General features: G+C 69.5%; 17 protein-coding genes. All 17 read right to left on the minus strand.

The window, feature by feature from the left end:
- Positions 1-193 precede the first annotated feature (193 nt).
- The 17 genes from ACNFOC_RS09325 to ACNFOC_RS09405 all read right to left on the minus strand — a co-directional run bounded on the left by ACNFOC_RS09325 (position 194) and on the right by ACNFOC_RS09405 (position 12,704).
- Positions 194-718, minus strand: a complete 525-nt coding sequence (locus ACNFOC_RS09325) for a hypothetical protein (RefSeq protein WP_229878000.1) — start codon at positions 716-718, stop codon at positions 194-196.
- Positions 719-870: 152 nt separating this feature from the next.
- The gene (locus tag ACNFOC_RS09330) at positions 871-1,326 is read right to left on the minus strand and encodes a hypothetical protein (protein ID WP_024127140.1); all 456 of its coding nucleotides are present in this window, start codon (positions 1,324-1,326) and stop codon (positions 871-873) included.
- Between the two features lie 95 nt (positions 1,327-1,421).
- A complete protein-coding gene (locus tag ACNFOC_RS09335; protein ID WP_266697484.1) occupies positions 1,422-1,979 on the minus strand; it encodes a hypothetical protein in 558 nt (185 codons plus the stop codon).
- 77 nt (positions 1,980-2,056) lie between these two features.
- Positions 2,057-2,548 (minus strand): LuxR C-terminal-related transcriptional regulator, encoded by a 492-nt coding sequence (locus ACNFOC_RS09340; RefSeq protein ID WP_416958585.1) that lies wholly within the window; start codon positions 2,546-2,548, stop codon positions 2,057-2,059.
- Positions 2,549-2,653: 105 nt separating this feature from the next.
- Entirely contained in the window at positions 2,654-3,889 is a 1,236-nt protein-coding gene (locus ACNFOC_RS09345) for a cytochrome P450 family protein (protein ID WP_329449027.1), read from the minus strand.
- Positions 3,886-5,136, minus strand: a complete 1,251-nt coding sequence (locus ACNFOC_RS09350; protein ID WP_212728758.1) for a cytochrome P450 family protein — start codon at positions 5,134-5,136, stop codon at positions 3,886-3,888. The genes ACNFOC_RS09345 and ACNFOC_RS09350 overlap by 4 nt, the downstream gene beginning before the upstream one ends.
- On the minus strand, positions 5,133-5,732 hold the full coding sequence (locus ACNFOC_RS09355; RefSeq protein WP_181411830.1) for a GTP-binding protein: 600 nt from the start codon (positions 5,730-5,732) through the stop codon (positions 5,133-5,135). Before ACNFOC_RS09355 ends, ACNFOC_RS09350 begins: the two co-directional genes overlap by 4 nt.
- A complete protein-coding gene (locus tag ACNFOC_RS09360; protein WP_006378932.1) occupies positions 5,713-6,039 on the minus strand; it encodes a DUF742 domain-containing protein in 327 nt (108 codons plus the stop codon). The genes ACNFOC_RS09355 and ACNFOC_RS09360 overlap by 20 nt, the downstream gene beginning before the upstream one ends.
- Positions 6,040-6,065: 26 nt before the next feature.
- Entirely contained in the window at positions 6,066-6,503 is a 438-nt protein-coding gene (locus ACNFOC_RS09365; protein ID WP_024127134.1) for a roadblock/LC7 domain-containing protein, read from the minus strand.
- The gene (locus tag ACNFOC_RS09370; RefSeq protein ID WP_266697480.1) at positions 6,496-7,830 is read right to left on the minus strand and encodes a histidine kinase; all 1,335 of its coding nucleotides are present in this window, start codon (positions 7,828-7,830) and stop codon (positions 6,496-6,498) included. Before ACNFOC_RS09370 ends, ACNFOC_RS09365 begins: the two co-directional genes overlap by 8 nt.
- A complete protein-coding gene (locus ACNFOC_RS09375) occupies positions 7,812-8,306 on the minus strand; it encodes a hypothetical protein (RefSeq protein ID WP_103546311.1) in 495 nt (164 codons plus the stop codon). The genes ACNFOC_RS09370 and ACNFOC_RS09375 overlap by 19 nt, the downstream gene beginning before the upstream one ends.
- Positions 8,303-10,126, minus strand: a complete 1,824-nt coding sequence (locus ACNFOC_RS09380) for a glycoside hydrolase family 15 protein (RefSeq protein ID WP_416958589.1) — start codon at positions 10,124-10,126, stop codon at positions 8,303-8,305. The genes ACNFOC_RS09375 and ACNFOC_RS09380 overlap by 4 nt, the downstream gene beginning before the upstream one ends.
- Before the next feature lie 171 nt (positions 10,127-10,297).
- Positions 10,298-10,936 (minus strand): hypothetical protein, encoded by a 639-nt coding sequence (locus ACNFOC_RS09385; protein ID WP_416958591.1) that lies wholly within the window; start codon positions 10,934-10,936, stop codon positions 10,298-10,300.
- A complete protein-coding gene (locus ACNFOC_RS09390) occupies positions 10,933-11,124 on the minus strand; it encodes a DUF5999 family protein (protein ID WP_006378574.1) in 192 nt (63 codons plus the stop codon). Before ACNFOC_RS09390 ends, ACNFOC_RS09385 begins: the two co-directional genes overlap by 4 nt.
- A 108-nt stretch (positions 11,125-11,232) precedes the next feature.
- Complete coding sequence (locus ACNFOC_RS09395) at positions 11,233-11,559, minus strand: hypothetical protein (RefSeq protein WP_329449030.1); 327 nt, start codon at positions 11,557-11,559, stop codon at positions 11,233-11,235.
- 206 nt (positions 11,560-11,765) lie between these two features.
- Complete coding sequence (locus ACNFOC_RS09400) at positions 11,766-12,065, minus strand: helix-turn-helix domain-containing protein (RefSeq protein ID WP_006378966.1); 300 nt, start codon at positions 12,063-12,065, stop codon at positions 11,766-11,768.
- A 285-nt stretch (positions 12,066-12,350) separates the two neighbouring features.
- Complete coding sequence (locus ACNFOC_RS09405; RefSeq protein ID WP_229878022.1) at positions 12,351-12,704, minus strand: hypothetical protein; 354 nt, start codon at positions 12,702-12,704, stop codon at positions 12,351-12,353.
- Positions 12,705-12,908: the final 204 nt, after the last annotated feature.

A 12,908-nucleotide genomic window follows, 5' to 3' on the forward strand; every position in this document is an offset into this window, starting at 1 on the left:
ATGTCGCGGAAGCCCGGGGGCGGCACGCGGACCGTGAGCAGAAGACGTGTCAGCTGCAGCGACACCCGTAGCCAGAGGTCACCGCTCAGGGAGAACCGGGTCTTCACGGCACCGCCCCCTCTGGAGTGGACGGCCGCGCCGTGCCGCCGCAGTGCCCGACCGTCTTTCGGCCTGTCCGGCAGGGTCACCTTGCTCATGAAGCGGGCTCCTTCTCCGCGGACACTGCGGGCAGTACGGGGATCTCCGTGGTGATGAAGGCGTCGAGACTGTCCGCGCGGCACGCATCTGCGGTCAGCAGGACGACCAGTCCGTCGGGCGGGCCCGCCGACCGGTGACGGTTCCACCCGCACTCGTCCACCAGATGACCGATGAGGCGCTCGCCGGCGGAGTCACGGTGGTGGCGAAGGGGGACGGTGCACGCCACCCGGGTGTAGTCACACAGGGCGGCGTAATGGCGGGCCCAGATCGTCAGGAGCCAGCCGATCCTGTAGCCGACGCCTGGGGCGGCAGCGGCGCAGGACAACGCCAGTGTCGGCTGAGCGGTGTCGGAGTCCGTCCACGGCGGCGCGGCCAGAGCGGTCCGATCGAGTTGGAGGCAGGCGACGAAGGCGTTGTCGTCGGTGTCTACAAGGACGGCCATCTCGCGCTCGTCGCGCAAGGAATCGAGTATCGGCCGGGCGCTCTCCGCGGGCAGCTCGCGCTCTCGGCGCCAAGTCATGACCTGGGCGCTGAGCACTTCGTATTCGGTACGTCCGTCCAGGTGACGGATCAGGTACGGAGGTGTGGTGGGGTGCACGGAGCTTCCGGCGGAATGAGGGCTTGGCGCAGGCCCGAGGAGGGTGCCGGGTGCGCCTATGGAGGCGTTGTTGGTCACCGGCTGGCCCTGGGGCGCGGGGCGGCGCGGCGCGGGGTGCTGGTGAGGCCGGACGGAGCGGTGAGCGCGCCGTTGAGCAGCTCGGCGTGGGTGTAGCCAGCGCCGGGCGGGGTGTGCCAGTGCAGGTCGGTGCCGGCGGTGACTTGTGCGGCGGGGATCGTGAGGCGGGTGCCGGGCCGCAGAAGGCGTATCCCGTGACGGGCCCACGGCCCGGGGCGGACGGTGTCGGGGTCGAGGAGGATGTGCCAGCTGCCGCTGTAGGGGTCGGCGAGCACCGGCCCGTGCCCACCGGCGGCCTGTAGTAAGGCGATCAGCGGAGGTGCGAGGGTTGCCGGGAGCCGTACGGCGTCGAAGTGCTCGCCGCACCCCCAGGTACGTAGGCCGCCAGGCGGCGGTACCCACGGCGGCAAGGTGAGGGACGGGGATTCGTACGGGGAGGACGTCAAGCGCATCAATGTGTCCTTGTGGGATCGGGGCTGCAGGAGCGCAGCAGCGACAGCGCGTGGAGGTTCTCGGAGCGGGTTTGGGCGGACGAGGTGAAGCGCCGTCATAGCGCCTTCACCGCCGGGGGCCCGACTGCGTGCGGATCGGAGATCGCCTCTGTCAGCGCGGGTCTGGCGTGGGCGCGCAGCCGCAGACGGACGACGCGTTCACCGGTCGGACTCCGACTGGTCGGCGATCGGGTCTCCCACCCGAGGTCGCACAGGTACTTCAGTAACCACTGGGCTGCCTCATCGGCGGCTCCGGGCTGGCACGGAACATCGCACCAGATCCACATCAGCCGGCTGTTGGCCGCGTAATCGGCAAGCCACAGGGTCATCATCCGTCCGACCTGGCTCGACCCGGCCGTCACCGGGTCAAGGGAGACCAGAAGTCCCGGATCGCGGCCGTCGGCGCCCCAGTGCCGCATATCCGGATCTCTGTGCAGGACAAGAGCGCCGACGAGGATGCCGCCCTCGTAGAACCCAAGGGCGCCGGCTTCCCGGAGAAGGGCATTGGCGCGATCGGCGGAGACGGTTATGCCCTGTCCAGCGAGCAGGTGGGCGCGGTCTGTGGCCAGGGCCGCGGCTTCAGCGCGAGCGGCGTCGGTGTTGATCGGCAGCACCTCGTATACGGGCGCCGTGGGCCTACGGCCCGTCGGAGATTGTCGCCGGTCGCCGTCATGGAAGCTGCCCTGGGCGCTCATCGGGCGGGCTCCGCCGTAGCCGTTGCTTCGGTCTCGGGCTGAGTGTCCGAGGTGCCGAGAATGCCCCACGTGTGTGCCAGCCCGACCAGGTGGATTGCGTTGCGGGCGTTCCCTTTGTCCACGGTGGCGTCGATTTCGGCGCGCACGTCGTCGGCCGGCACACCGATGGCATTCCCGATGTCGGCGTTGAGGGTGTGCTTGGCGATGGCCCGTATGACCGTCACTTCGTGCTTGGTGAACGCCGGAACCGTCCCGCTGCCGGCCGGTGGGGGAACCTCCCGGGCGGCGAGAAGGGTGTGGACGAGGACGGCGCGCGAAGATCCCGGGCAGCCCATCTTCTTGCGGGCCGCACCGAGGTGGCTGGCCACGCCATCCACGGACAGGCAGACCTGGCTGGCGATCGCCTTGTTGGACACGCCGTAGACGAGTCGCGCGGCGACGCGCCGCTGGTCAGCAGTGAGGGTCGTGGCGGGCAGGGCGGTGGTCATGTGGAGTCCTGGGTCGGCGATGTTGTGTGACGAACGCGGGGTGGTGGAGGTGCGCCGGCGGGGACGGCAAGCACTGTCTCCGCCGACGCGGTAGCGGCGCCGCTTCTACGCCGAGGCGTGCAGCACGACGGGCAGCGCGGTGACGTCGGTGCCGATGAAGGAGCGCTGCGGCTCGAGGTCCTCGACCTTGCAGGCCAGGGCGATCTGGGGGAACCGCTCGAACAGGGCCGGGAGCGCTACCTCGGCTTCGAGCTTGGCCAGCGGGGCACCCAGGCAGTAGTGGATGCCGTGGCCGAAGGCCATGTGGTCCTTGTCGTCCCGGTCGATGCGGAAGGCCTCGGGATCGTCGTGGACGCCCGGGTCGCGGCCGTGGGCGCCGAAGCCGATCAGGATGGCGTCGCCTTCCTTGATGATGACGCCCTCGCCGAGGTCGATGTCCTTGGTGGCGTAGCGCAGGGGCAGGTGCATGATCGGCGGGTGGAGGCGGAGGGCTTCCTCGATGACGTCGCGCCAGCGCCGGGGGTCGGCCAGAACGGTCGCCAGCTGGTCCGGGTGGTTGAGGAGCTCGCGTACGGCGGCGTTGATGAGGGCGACGGCGGTCTCGCTGCCCGCCCCGATCATCAGGATCAGGGTCGAGATCAGCTCGATGTGGCTGAGCCGGTCACCGTCTTCCTCATGGGCGGCCAGCAGCAGGCTGGTCATGTCCTCGCCGGGGGTGGCCCGTTTGACGTCGATGAGTGTCTGCATGGCCTGGTAGAGGTCGTGCTTGGTCGCTTCGGCCTGCTCCGCAGTGACGTCGGTGGCGAGGACGGAGTCGATGACGCGGAGCATCTCGGGGCGCTGATCGGCGGGAACTCCGAAGAGGTCGCAGATCAGGCGTGTGGGCACCCGGTAGGAGAAGTGGGTGCGCAGATCGACGGGCGCGGTCTGGTCCTGGTGGGCCAGGGTGTCGAGGAGGTCGGTGACGATGGCCTGGAGGACCGGGCGCATCGCTTCGACCCGCCCGGGGGTGAAGGCGCGGCTGACCAGTTGGCGCAGGCGTTTGTGGTCGTCGCCGTCGGAGGTGAACATCGAGACGACGTCGACCCAGGCGTAGAGCCACGGTATGGAACCCGGGGTGTGGGAGGGCCAGGACTTGCGGGCGTCCTTGGAGACATGGGGATGGGTGAGGAGCCGCTTGGCGACGTCTCCGCGGGTGACCGACCAGGCGGGGACATCTTCCGGCATGCGGACCCGGACGGCCGGGCCGGCCGCCCGAAGCTCGTCGGCCTGGGCGAACAGGCGGCGGCCGCCGCTGCTGTCGAGTGTCACGGTCGCGGTCCGGGCGGGGGTGCTGGTCACGAGGAACCTCCTGCGAGAGCGGCGGTGGGAAGACGGTCTTGCGACTTGGGCCGGAACCTGACGGGCATCGTCTGCGGGCACTGGTGGAAAGGGCCGTGCCGCAGGAGGGGTTCCGGGTCGGTGGAGATCAGCTCCATGTCCCAGAGCTGGTCCAGAACGGTCTCGACACCGGTCTGGACGATCGTGGTCGCCTGGGAGATCGCGGGGCAGCGGTGCGGGCCCGCCGACCAGGCGAGGTGGCTGCGGTTGTCGTACCCGAGGTCGTCGGGGAGCGCCGGGTCGGTGTTCGCTGCCGCGTGGGAGATGAGAACAGGGGTCCCTGCCTGCACGTACGCCCCGTGGAGGTAGGTGTCGTGACGGGCGAAGTGGACGGAGAAGTTCGCCATCGGCGGGCGCTGCCACAGTGCCTTCTCCAGGGCGCGGCGCACGGTGAGAGTTCCGGCGGCGAGGTTGCCGGCGTAGTCGTCGTCGCGCAGGAGCAGGTGAAGGGTCCAGGCGGTGCACGCGGCGGCGGGGATGATGCCGGCGCCGACGGCGCAGAACAGCTGGTTGAGTGCTTCCTCGTCCGTCAGGGCGGCGGCATGGTTGATCATCCAGGAGGTGAGGTCCTGGCCGGGCTGGGCGCGGCGAATCTGGATGAGCTCGTACAGGAGTCCTGCGAAGTCGGCTGCGCCCTGGGCCGCTTCGGGGCCGGCGCTGATGAGGTCCTGGCACGCGCGCACCATGCGGGTGGACTTCTCGGGCGGGCATCCGAGGAGTTCGGCGAACACCAGCATGGGGAGGATGTCGGCGAAGTCGCTCATGATGTCGGCCTGGCCGTCCCCGATGATCCGGGCGATCAGAGTCAGGGCGCTGCGTTGAGTGATCTCCCTGAGCCAGTGGGGGCTGATGCGGGCGATGCAGTCGTCCATCGCCCAGCGCAGGCGGGCGTGCTCCTGGTCGTCGGTGTAGAGGACCGAGGGACGCCAGGCCATCATGCCCAGCACGGGGCTGTCGCCCGGAACTTCGCCGTTGGCCAGGGCTGCCCAGCGGCGGGAGTCCTTGGAGTACGTGCGCGTGTCGTTCAGGAGGGTGACGGCGGCGCGGTGCTGCGTGACGACCAGGGCGTGGACGGTGGGGGCGATTTCGGCCCAGCCGACGGGTCCCTGGCTGCGCAGTTGGTCGTAGGTGGCTTGGGGCTGGGCGGCGAAAGCGGCCCCGTGCAGCATGGGGCAGCCGCTCGCGGAGAGCGGGGGCGGCGATGTCATGAGGCGGGCTCCAGGCTGGGACGGGACAGCAGGTGGGAGACGAGTGCTATCAGCGGAGACTTCGCCGAGCTCTTTTCCCGTACGTCGCACTCGACGAGGGGCGTGGACGGGTGGAGGTCCAGGGCCTTGCGCAGTTCGGCTTCGCTGTAGCGGGGGGAGGCCGCGAAGGTATTGACCGCGACCACGTAGGGCAGATCGGCTTCTTCCATGCGCCCCATGGCGTCCCAGGACTCGGTGATACGCGCCGTGTCGACCAGGACGACGCCGCCGAGGGCGCCCTGCATCAGCTCGTCGATCATGTAGTCGAACCGCGGCTGACCGGGGCCGCCGAACATGTAGAGCACGATGTCGTCGGTCAGGGTCAGGCGGCCGAAGTCGAGCGCGACCGTGGTGGTGTTCTTGTCCGACAACCCCCGCAGTGTGTCTACGATCTCGCCGGCTTTCGTCATCCGTTCCTCGGTTGACGTGGGCCTGATCTCGGAGACCGCACCGACGAACGTGGTCTTGCCGACGGCGAAGGGGCCGAGCACGACGATCTTCACCGAGTGGCTGACACCGGGCGCCAGGTAGTTGCCCTCAGAGGTTGATGAGCGCATCGCGGATCCTCTCCAGCAGCTGTCTGTCGTGCTGCTGAGCGGCGGGTACGGGGTCACGGCTGACGAGGTGGCTGCTGTCGACGAGGGAGGAGACCAGCACCTTCGTCACAGCGGCCGGGAGTTGCAGGTCGGCGCTGACCTCGGCCAGCGACAGCACTCCGGGCAGGCAGTGCTGCATCAGCCGGCGGGAGTGGGCGTCCAGGCCGTGCAGTGGCTTGTCCGGGTCGGCGATCAGGAGAGTGGCCAGGTCCAGGGTGCGGCGGGTGGGCGCGGCCCTTCCCCCGGTCGGGGTGTAGGGCCGCACCATCCCGGCGCGCCGCCGGCCGCGGGGGGTCACGACGTTCCGTACGCTGTCCGCTCCCGGGCGGACAGCGCGGGAGCCAGGCCCTTGATGGCCTTGATCGTCGCCCCGGAGGCGACGGCCACTTCGGGCGCGGTCATCTCCGCGGTGACGGATACAGCCAGCGCGGTGTTGTGCCCGGCTCCGAAGACGAGGATGCAGCGGTTCGGCAGGTCGATGATGACCTTGCGGGGGGTGTTCTCGTCCTCGTTCGCTTCGGCGAGCTCTGCGATGGACCGGCCGAGGGAGAAGATGCTCGAGGAGCTGGCCCCAGCGCGGTCGGCCACATCGCGGTGGACGCCGTCCGAGTGGGCCAGCACCATGCCGTCGGAGCTGAAGAGGACGGCGTGCAGAACGCCCTTCTCCTCCGCGAGTCGGTTGAGGACCCAGGACATGTCGTGGGTGTCGGCGGTGGGCTGCTGGTCAGGCACGGAACTGCTCTCCTTCGGTCGGGCTGGACTCGTGGTCGCGGATGGTTTCCGCCAGGTGGGCAAAGCCCTGCGTGAACGCCTCGGGGTCCTCGGCAGGCGCTGGCGCGCCGGTGGCTACGGGGGCCGTGGGACGGGGCGAGCGCCTGCGCCGCTGCGGCAGGACACTTCCGTCCGACGGCTCGCCCCGTCGGTCGGCCTGGTCCCCTTCCGGGGGAGCCTCGGTCGGTGAGGCCGAGGCGTGCCCTGTGGTCCGAGAGGCCGCTGCTCGGCGCTCCGCCTGGGTCTCCTCTGCGGTCGGACCGTGTCCGAAGAGTTCCCGCGGGATGCGAAGGACGGCCCGCACGCCGCCGTACGGGGACGTACTGGTGACATCGGCGGCGAAGCCGTACTCGCCGGCGAGGCGGCCGATGACGGCGAATCCGAGCTGGCGTGTGTCCTGCAGAGTCGTCACGTCCAGCACGGTGTGCCGCGACAACTTCCGGGCGGCCTCCTCACGCTGATAGGCGTTCATGTTCAGGCCGCCGTCGTCGACGACGATGCAGAATCCCGTCTGGAACGCCTGCACTTCGACGAAGACCTTGCCGTCGGAGTACGCGGTGGCGTTGGACAGCAGCTCGGTGAGCGCCACCGTGACCGGCTCGACGACACGGCCTTCGAGCCAGGTCTCGCCGCTGCCGGGCTCGTAGGTGTAACTCACCCGCAGATAGGCGTTGATCCGTCCCCGCGCGGATTCGACGACCTCGCCGAAGGTGCAGTCCGCACGCTGCAGACCGGGCCACGAGCCGGCCAGGATGCGCGTGCGCTGGAGGGTGTGCAGGGCCTGGGTGACCAGGTGGTCGAAGCCCATCAGGCTCTGGTGGTACGTCGTGCCTTGGGGGTAGCGGTCCATCTCTTCGACGACGTTCAGCTGGCAGCGGTGCAGGTGCGTCTGCGCCTCGTCGATGATGTCCCGCACTGAGGACCGCGCGGAGAGCCCGATCTGATCGCGGGTGACCGTGAGGGCCTCCTGGAGCAGCCCCATCACGGTCTGATGGCCGTGGTCGATGGGACTGCCGGCGAGACGCTCCTGGCTGAGTCCGGGCACCGGCACGCCACGGTGTCCGCGGGCGAGGGCGTCCACCAACGCGGGCATCCGCACCTCAGCGAAATGCTTCGACTCCGCCTCCAACGCGCCGGCGTATGCGAGCGCGGAATCCCGCTGGGCTTCCAGGGGTGTGACCCGGGCGGCCAGGGCCCGCTTTCTGCGGGCCTGCACTATGAGGCCCACCGATGTGGTGGCGAATCCGCCACCAAGCAGTGCGGTCGCGGTCACCAGCGAATCGAGCATGAGAGGTCCTCGCGCGAAGTGGGGGTCGACTGTGAACGGGCGGGGGCAAGGCCGAAGCGGCCCGCTTCAGGCTGCGGGCGAAGAGCCGTGAGCAGCGGCAGGGACGCATACAGCGGCAGGGGGGCGGAGTAGACGCGGCCCTCGTTGTTGCCGAGTCGGGCCCAGTGGAGATCCTCGGCCGGGCCGGAGCTCAGCGGGGGCACGGCCAGAACTCCGCTGTCGCGGTGGTCCACCGGCCAGGGCCAGCACATACCGCGGCCGGAATGGGGCGGCAGGATCAGTACCCACTCGTTCCCGCGGGCCATCGCGGCGCCCACCGGGTGCGGGTTGATGTGACCCAGCAGGGAGAGAATCCGGCGTGCCGCCAGCTCGGGCATCGCCGCGGTGTCACAGTCGCGGCCGATCTCGACAGCGACCGGGGCGTCGGCGGTGATCGTGTCCGGGAAGAGGTCCGCGATCGCGGGCACCGTGTTCATGCGGCGATCACCGGCCTAGCCGTCCGCTCCAGCTCGCTCATCAGGACGGCACTCTCGATCAGGCCGATCATCGAGAAGGCCTGGGGGAAATTCCCCAGCTGGCGGCCGGACGCCACGTCGTACTCCTCGGCGAGCAGGCCGACGTCATTGCACAGCGCGAGCAGCTGCTCGAACAGGGCCCGCGCTTCCTCCAACTGGCCGGTGAGCGCGAGGGCGTCGACCATCCAGAAGGAGCAGAGCAGGAAGCTCCCCTCGTCACCGGCAAGGCCGTCGACTCCCACCTGGTTGCCGTCGGTCGGATAGCGGTGGACCAGGCCATCGTCCGTCGAGAGCTCGCCGCGTACCGCGGCGACTGTGCCGATAACCCGCGGGTCGTCCGGCGGGAGGAACCCGGTGCGCGGGAGCAGCAGCAGGGCCGCGTCCAATTCGGTGGATCCATAGGACTGGGTGAACGTGTTCCGCTCGGAGTCGTAGCCCTTCTGGCACACCTCGGCGTGGATGGCGTCGCGGAGCTCGGCCAGTTCGGCCAGGTCAGCGTCGAGGACGCCAGCCTCCACCAGGCGCACCGTGCGGTCGACCGCGACCCAGGCCATGATCTTGGAGTGCACGAAGTGGCGTCGTCCGCCGCGCACTTCCCAGATGCCGTCGTCCGGCTCCTGCCAGCGCCGCTTGAGGTAGTCGACGAGCCCGAGGTGCAGGGTCGCGGTGCGCTCGCACCGGGCGATGCCGTGCATATGGGCCAGATACAGCGTGTCGATGACCTCGCCGGGAACATCGAGCTGGAGTTGGTCGGCAGCGTCGTTGCCTACTCGAACCGGCGTGGAGCCCTCGTACCCGGGCAGCCAGGGCAACTCCCGCTCGGGCAAATTCCGCTCGCCCAGGATCGAGTACATGATCTGAATGTCGTCAGGGTTGCCGGCCACGGCCCGCCGAAGCCACTGCCGCCACGCCTCGGCCTCCTCGCGGTAGCCGGTACGCAGCAAGGCGGACAGGGTGACCGAAGCGTCGCGGAGCCAGGTGTAGCGGTAGTCCCAGTTGCGTACGCCGCCGATCGTCTCGGGGAGAGAGGTGGTCACGGCGGCGACGATCGCGCCGGTCGGCGCGTACGTCATGGCCTTCAGCGTGATCAAAGAGCGGACGACCGCATCACGGTACGGGCCGTCGTAGGTGCACCGCGCCACCCACTCCCGCCAGAACTCTTCGGTGGCCTCCAACGCAGCCGAGGTGTCCGGGATTTCCGGTGTCGTGAGGTGGTGGGAGGAGTGCCAGCTGAGGGCGAAATTCACCGTATCGCCGGCGCTGACGGTGAAGTGGCTGACCAGGGCGTCTTCCTTTTGGACAGTGTCCACCGTGGCGTCCAGCCAGAGGGCGTCCGGCCCGTCGATGGCAACGGTGCGGCCCTGATGTTCGTAGATCCAGGGCCGGTGCTTTCCGTATCCGAAGCGCGGGCACCAGGCGGATGCGACTTCAACCGTGCCGCTGATTCCTTCGACGATCCGGATGAGCTGCGGGCTGTGGCCGTCACGGGGAGGCATGAGGTCAGTGACACGGATGGCGCCGGTAGGGGTGTCCCACTCGGATTCGAGGATGAGTGAGTCGCCGCGGTAGCCGCGTCGGTCCGCATTCGGGGCCGGGGCGCCGTCGGGGCGGGCGGGGCCGATCTGCCAGTAGCCGTGATCCCCGGTTCCCAGGAGGCGGGTGAAAACAGAGGAGGAGTCGAAGCGCGGCAAGCAGAGCCAGTCGATGCTTCCGTCCCGGCAGATCAGGGCGGCCGTCTGCATGTCTCCGATGAGTGCGTAGTCCTCGATACGCCCAGCCATGGAATATCCGTCTCGATAGGTGCGGGTGCTCCCGAGGCCTTGCGAGGCAAGGTGGGGAACAGGGGCGGGTACGGGAGCGGCTCGCTCAGTGCCACGAACCGCGCGAACGACAAACCTGAAGGCGCGGAGGGCGGGGCCGGCTTCGAGCGGCCGCGGCCGGCAGCACTGAGTTCATCGAGCCACAGCCTTCGCTCGAAGGTCGTTCAGATCGACGGCGGTGCAGCCCTGGAGCGACAGCACTTGACGGCTCGCCAGCAGCCAGGGGAGTGCGGGGTCTTCGTAGGAGACCTTGACGAGGTCCTTGCCAGGGACCATGAGCAGTGTCCGCGGGTCGTAGAGGATGCCGGCGACACCCCAGGCCAGCGGCCGTTCGACCCAGGCGGCCACGTGTTCGCGCAGGTGCGGGCAGTGCTTGACCGCGATGAGCGCACACGGTGGGCAGACTGGGGCAGCGGTGGTCAGCTCCCCCTCAGCCACCGGCTGACCGACTTGCTTGAGAACGAAGAGTTGCCGCTCCGGATCCTGCTCCAGGGTGTCGGCGCCGCAGACTTGGCACAGCATCCGGCTCACCGCACGCCGTTGGCGAAGCACGTGGACCTTCGGGAACAGCGCTCGGCCCGATCCGGGGGCGATGGACTGCCTGACCCACAGCACCCCGTCCGCGTCGCGGTCGTAAGGCATCTCGCCCGCGAAGCCGATACCTCGCCCGCTCGGGTGACGTACCACGGCGGGAGTCCGGTGATTTTCCCCGCTCCACGCGGCGATGTACGGCACCGGAAGACCCCCTTGTTCGTGCTGGGTCCTGTTCATGCTGCGGCGCTCGTCAACCGGTGCGGAGCGACGATCTTGCCGTTGGGAAGGATCTCGCCGGTGTCTTCGAAGAGGAGGACACCGTTGCACAACCGGCTCCAGCCCTGTTCCGGGTGGGCCGCGACCACGACGGCGGCCTCGCGGTCCGCGGCCTCGGCGGAGGGACAGGTGGGCTTGTGCTGGCACATGGTGAGTCCTCGGAAGAATCGGCATTGGGGGAGGAGCGATTGGCTATCCGGCAGAGGGACCGGCTGCCGTGGGGGAGCACTCACCACGGCAGCCGGGAGGCAGCAGCACTACGGCCCTGCGCCTCGCTCCGGTCTTCCGGAGGCTGCGGTGACGGGGTGGCACCGGGTGCCTTCGGGATAGGACTCGGAGCCCGAGGGCGGGCGCTGGCGTACGGCGTTCACGGGGGTGTACTGCCGTGCGGCGGCGCGCGCCCCGCTCGTGGGGTGGTCGACTGCGGACTGCGCTATGAGGTGTTGTGCGGTTTCGGCCAGCAGGATCAGGTGCACCCGCGAGCCCATGTAGTCGGTCGGGGCGGCGCTGGCGAGGAGCGCGAGCCGACGCGGTCCGCCCGCTGCCAGCGCCAGCGCTGGCAGATGCTCACGGAATACGGCCACTATCTGGTCGACCTCGCCCTGGCAACGGGGAAGAGGTTGGGAGGGATCTCCCAGCACCTGGTCGATCAGGGGTACAACGATGTCGCCGCCGCTACGTAGGGGCCGCCCGAGGCGAAACAGCCGAGACGCAGGCCGTCGGCCGTTCGAGCTGGCTGCGCGAACGTCGCCACCGAACAGGGCGCCGAGAATCGGCGGGACGAGAGTGATCACGACAACCTCCCCGTGGGCCAAGCACCAAGGCGACCGTTGCGGGAGGGGACCGCCAGGTAGTCGGCGTGCTTCCCCGTCACGCCGAAGTGGCGCAGCAGCGTCCTCAATGCGCCGAGTGGGATGGGGTACTCGGCGCGCTCCCACCGGCTGACAGCCGAGACCGAGGCCCCCGCTACGCGGGCCGCGTCCTGCAGCGTGGTGCCCTTCGCCTCACGCAGACCGCGCAGGTACACGCCCAACACGATCCCGGCAGGTGCCTGGGGCACTTCGGTGGGCGGCGAGAGGAGGTCAAACATGATCGTCCTTGCGTGGTGTGGCCGAGCGGTTCAGGACTGGTCGCGTGGCACAGATGACCGGGTGTCGGTAGGCCCCGGCCGGGGCTGCCGGCTCGTTCTCTGTCCTCGGACGACGAGGACGGCCATGGCTCCGACGATCAGACTGATGATGATCAGTCCGGTGCTGGTCACCGCAGCCTCGGCGTGGATCCGGCGTAGGCGATCGTGACCAGCACGAGGGCGAAGGTGAGCGCGCGCAGGCATTGGCAGTTGGGGCACCAGGCCCGTCGGCGTGGCCGCCAAGGACTAGGCACGGCAGACTTCCCGGCGCTGCGGGACGGGCGTTCCGCGCGGCGCCCGCATGCGGTCCCTGGTACGGCTGAGCGCCTCGTGCAGCGCAGCCGCCGGGGTGGTGGACACAGCTACCGGCTCCGGCCGGGTCACCCACAGGCCCGTACAGCCGCGGCCGCCGTACCCGTCGCAGACCCACCGCCCGGTCCTGGTACCGGGCACGCAGTCGGAGTGGGCGGCCCCCCACCGGTGGAATGTGCCGGCCTCCACCGGCACCAGAAGGCTTTGGTGGCCGAGGCAGTACTTCAGCGGGCCAACCCCCGTGCCGTCGGCCACGAGGGCGTCGATTGCGGGCAGCCCCAGAGCCATTCCCACACGCACAGTGTCGTGAGCTCGCGGGAGCGCACCCGGCGGCGGTTCACCGATCGCGACATGCCACAGGTGGTGACTCCGTAAGTTCATGTGAACTGCTCTCCAGACGAGAAGACCGCTCGGGTGAATCGTGAGAGGGGGTTCTGGTGCCGTGCCGTAGCGGGGGAGGCCGGCGCGGCACCAGAACAGGGACAGGTCCCA

The organism is Streptomyces colwelliae, assembly GCF_048158785.1.
Lineage (GTDB): Bacteria > Actinomycetota > Actinomycetes > Streptomycetales > Streptomycetaceae > Streptomyces.

What these genes read in the sequence shown, in the direction of transcription:
- ACNFOC_RS09355 (WP_181411830.1), bottom strand. Translation starts at nt 5,732, where the DNA reads ATGCGCTCATCAACCTCTGAGGGCAACTACCTGGCGCCCGGTGTCAGC.
- ACNFOC_RS09370 (WP_266697480.1), bottom strand. Translation starts at nt 7,830, where the DNA reads ATGCTCGATTCGCTGGTGACCGCGACCGCACTGCTTGGTGGCGGATTC.
- ACNFOC_RS09385 (WP_416958591.1), bottom strand. Translation starts at nt 10,936, where the DNA reads ATGAACAGGACCCAGCACGAACAAGGGGGTCTTCCGGTGCCGTACATC.
- ACNFOC_RS09360 (WP_006378932.1), bottom strand. Translation starts at nt 6,039, where the DNA reads ATGGTGCGGCCCTACACCCCGACCGGGGGAAGGGCCGCGCCCACCCGC.
- ACNFOC_RS09350 (WP_212728758.1), bottom strand. Translation starts at nt 5,136, where the DNA reads ATGACATCGCCGCCCCCGCTCTCCGCGAGCGGCTGCCCCATGCTGCAC.
- ACNFOC_RS09340 (WP_416958585.1), bottom strand. Translation starts at nt 2,548, where the DNA reads ATGACCACCGCCCTGCCCGCCACGACCCTCACTGCTGACCAGCGGCGC.
- ACNFOC_RS09375 (WP_103546311.1), bottom strand. Translation starts at nt 8,306, where the DNA reads ATGAACACGGTGCCCGCGATCGCGGACCTCTTCCCGGACACGATCACC.
- ACNFOC_RS09325 (WP_229878000.1), bottom strand. Translation starts at nt 718, where the DNA reads ATGACTTGGCGCCGAGAGCGCGAGCTGCCCGCGGAGAGCGCCCGGCCG.
- ACNFOC_RS09380 (WP_416958589.1), bottom strand. Translation starts at nt 10,126, where the DNA reads ATGGCTGGGCGTATCGAGGACTACGCACTCATCGGAGACATGCAGACG.
- ACNFOC_RS09330 (WP_024127140.1), bottom strand. Translation starts at nt 1,326, where the DNA reads ATGCGCTTGACGTCCTCCCCGTACGAATCCCCGTCCCTCACCTTGCCG.
- ACNFOC_RS09400 (WP_006378966.1), bottom strand. Translation starts at nt 12,065, where the DNA reads ATGTTTGACCTCCTCTCGCCGCCCACCGAAGTGCCCCAGGCACCTGCC.
- ACNFOC_RS09390 (WP_006378574.1), bottom strand. Translation starts at nt 11,124, where the DNA reads ATGTGCCAGCACAAGCCCACCTGTCCCTCCGCCGAGGCCGCGGACCGC.
- ACNFOC_RS09405 (WP_229878022.1), bottom strand. Translation starts at nt 12,704, where the DNA reads ATGGCTCTGGGGCTGCCCGCAATCGACGCCCTCGTGGCCGACGGCACG.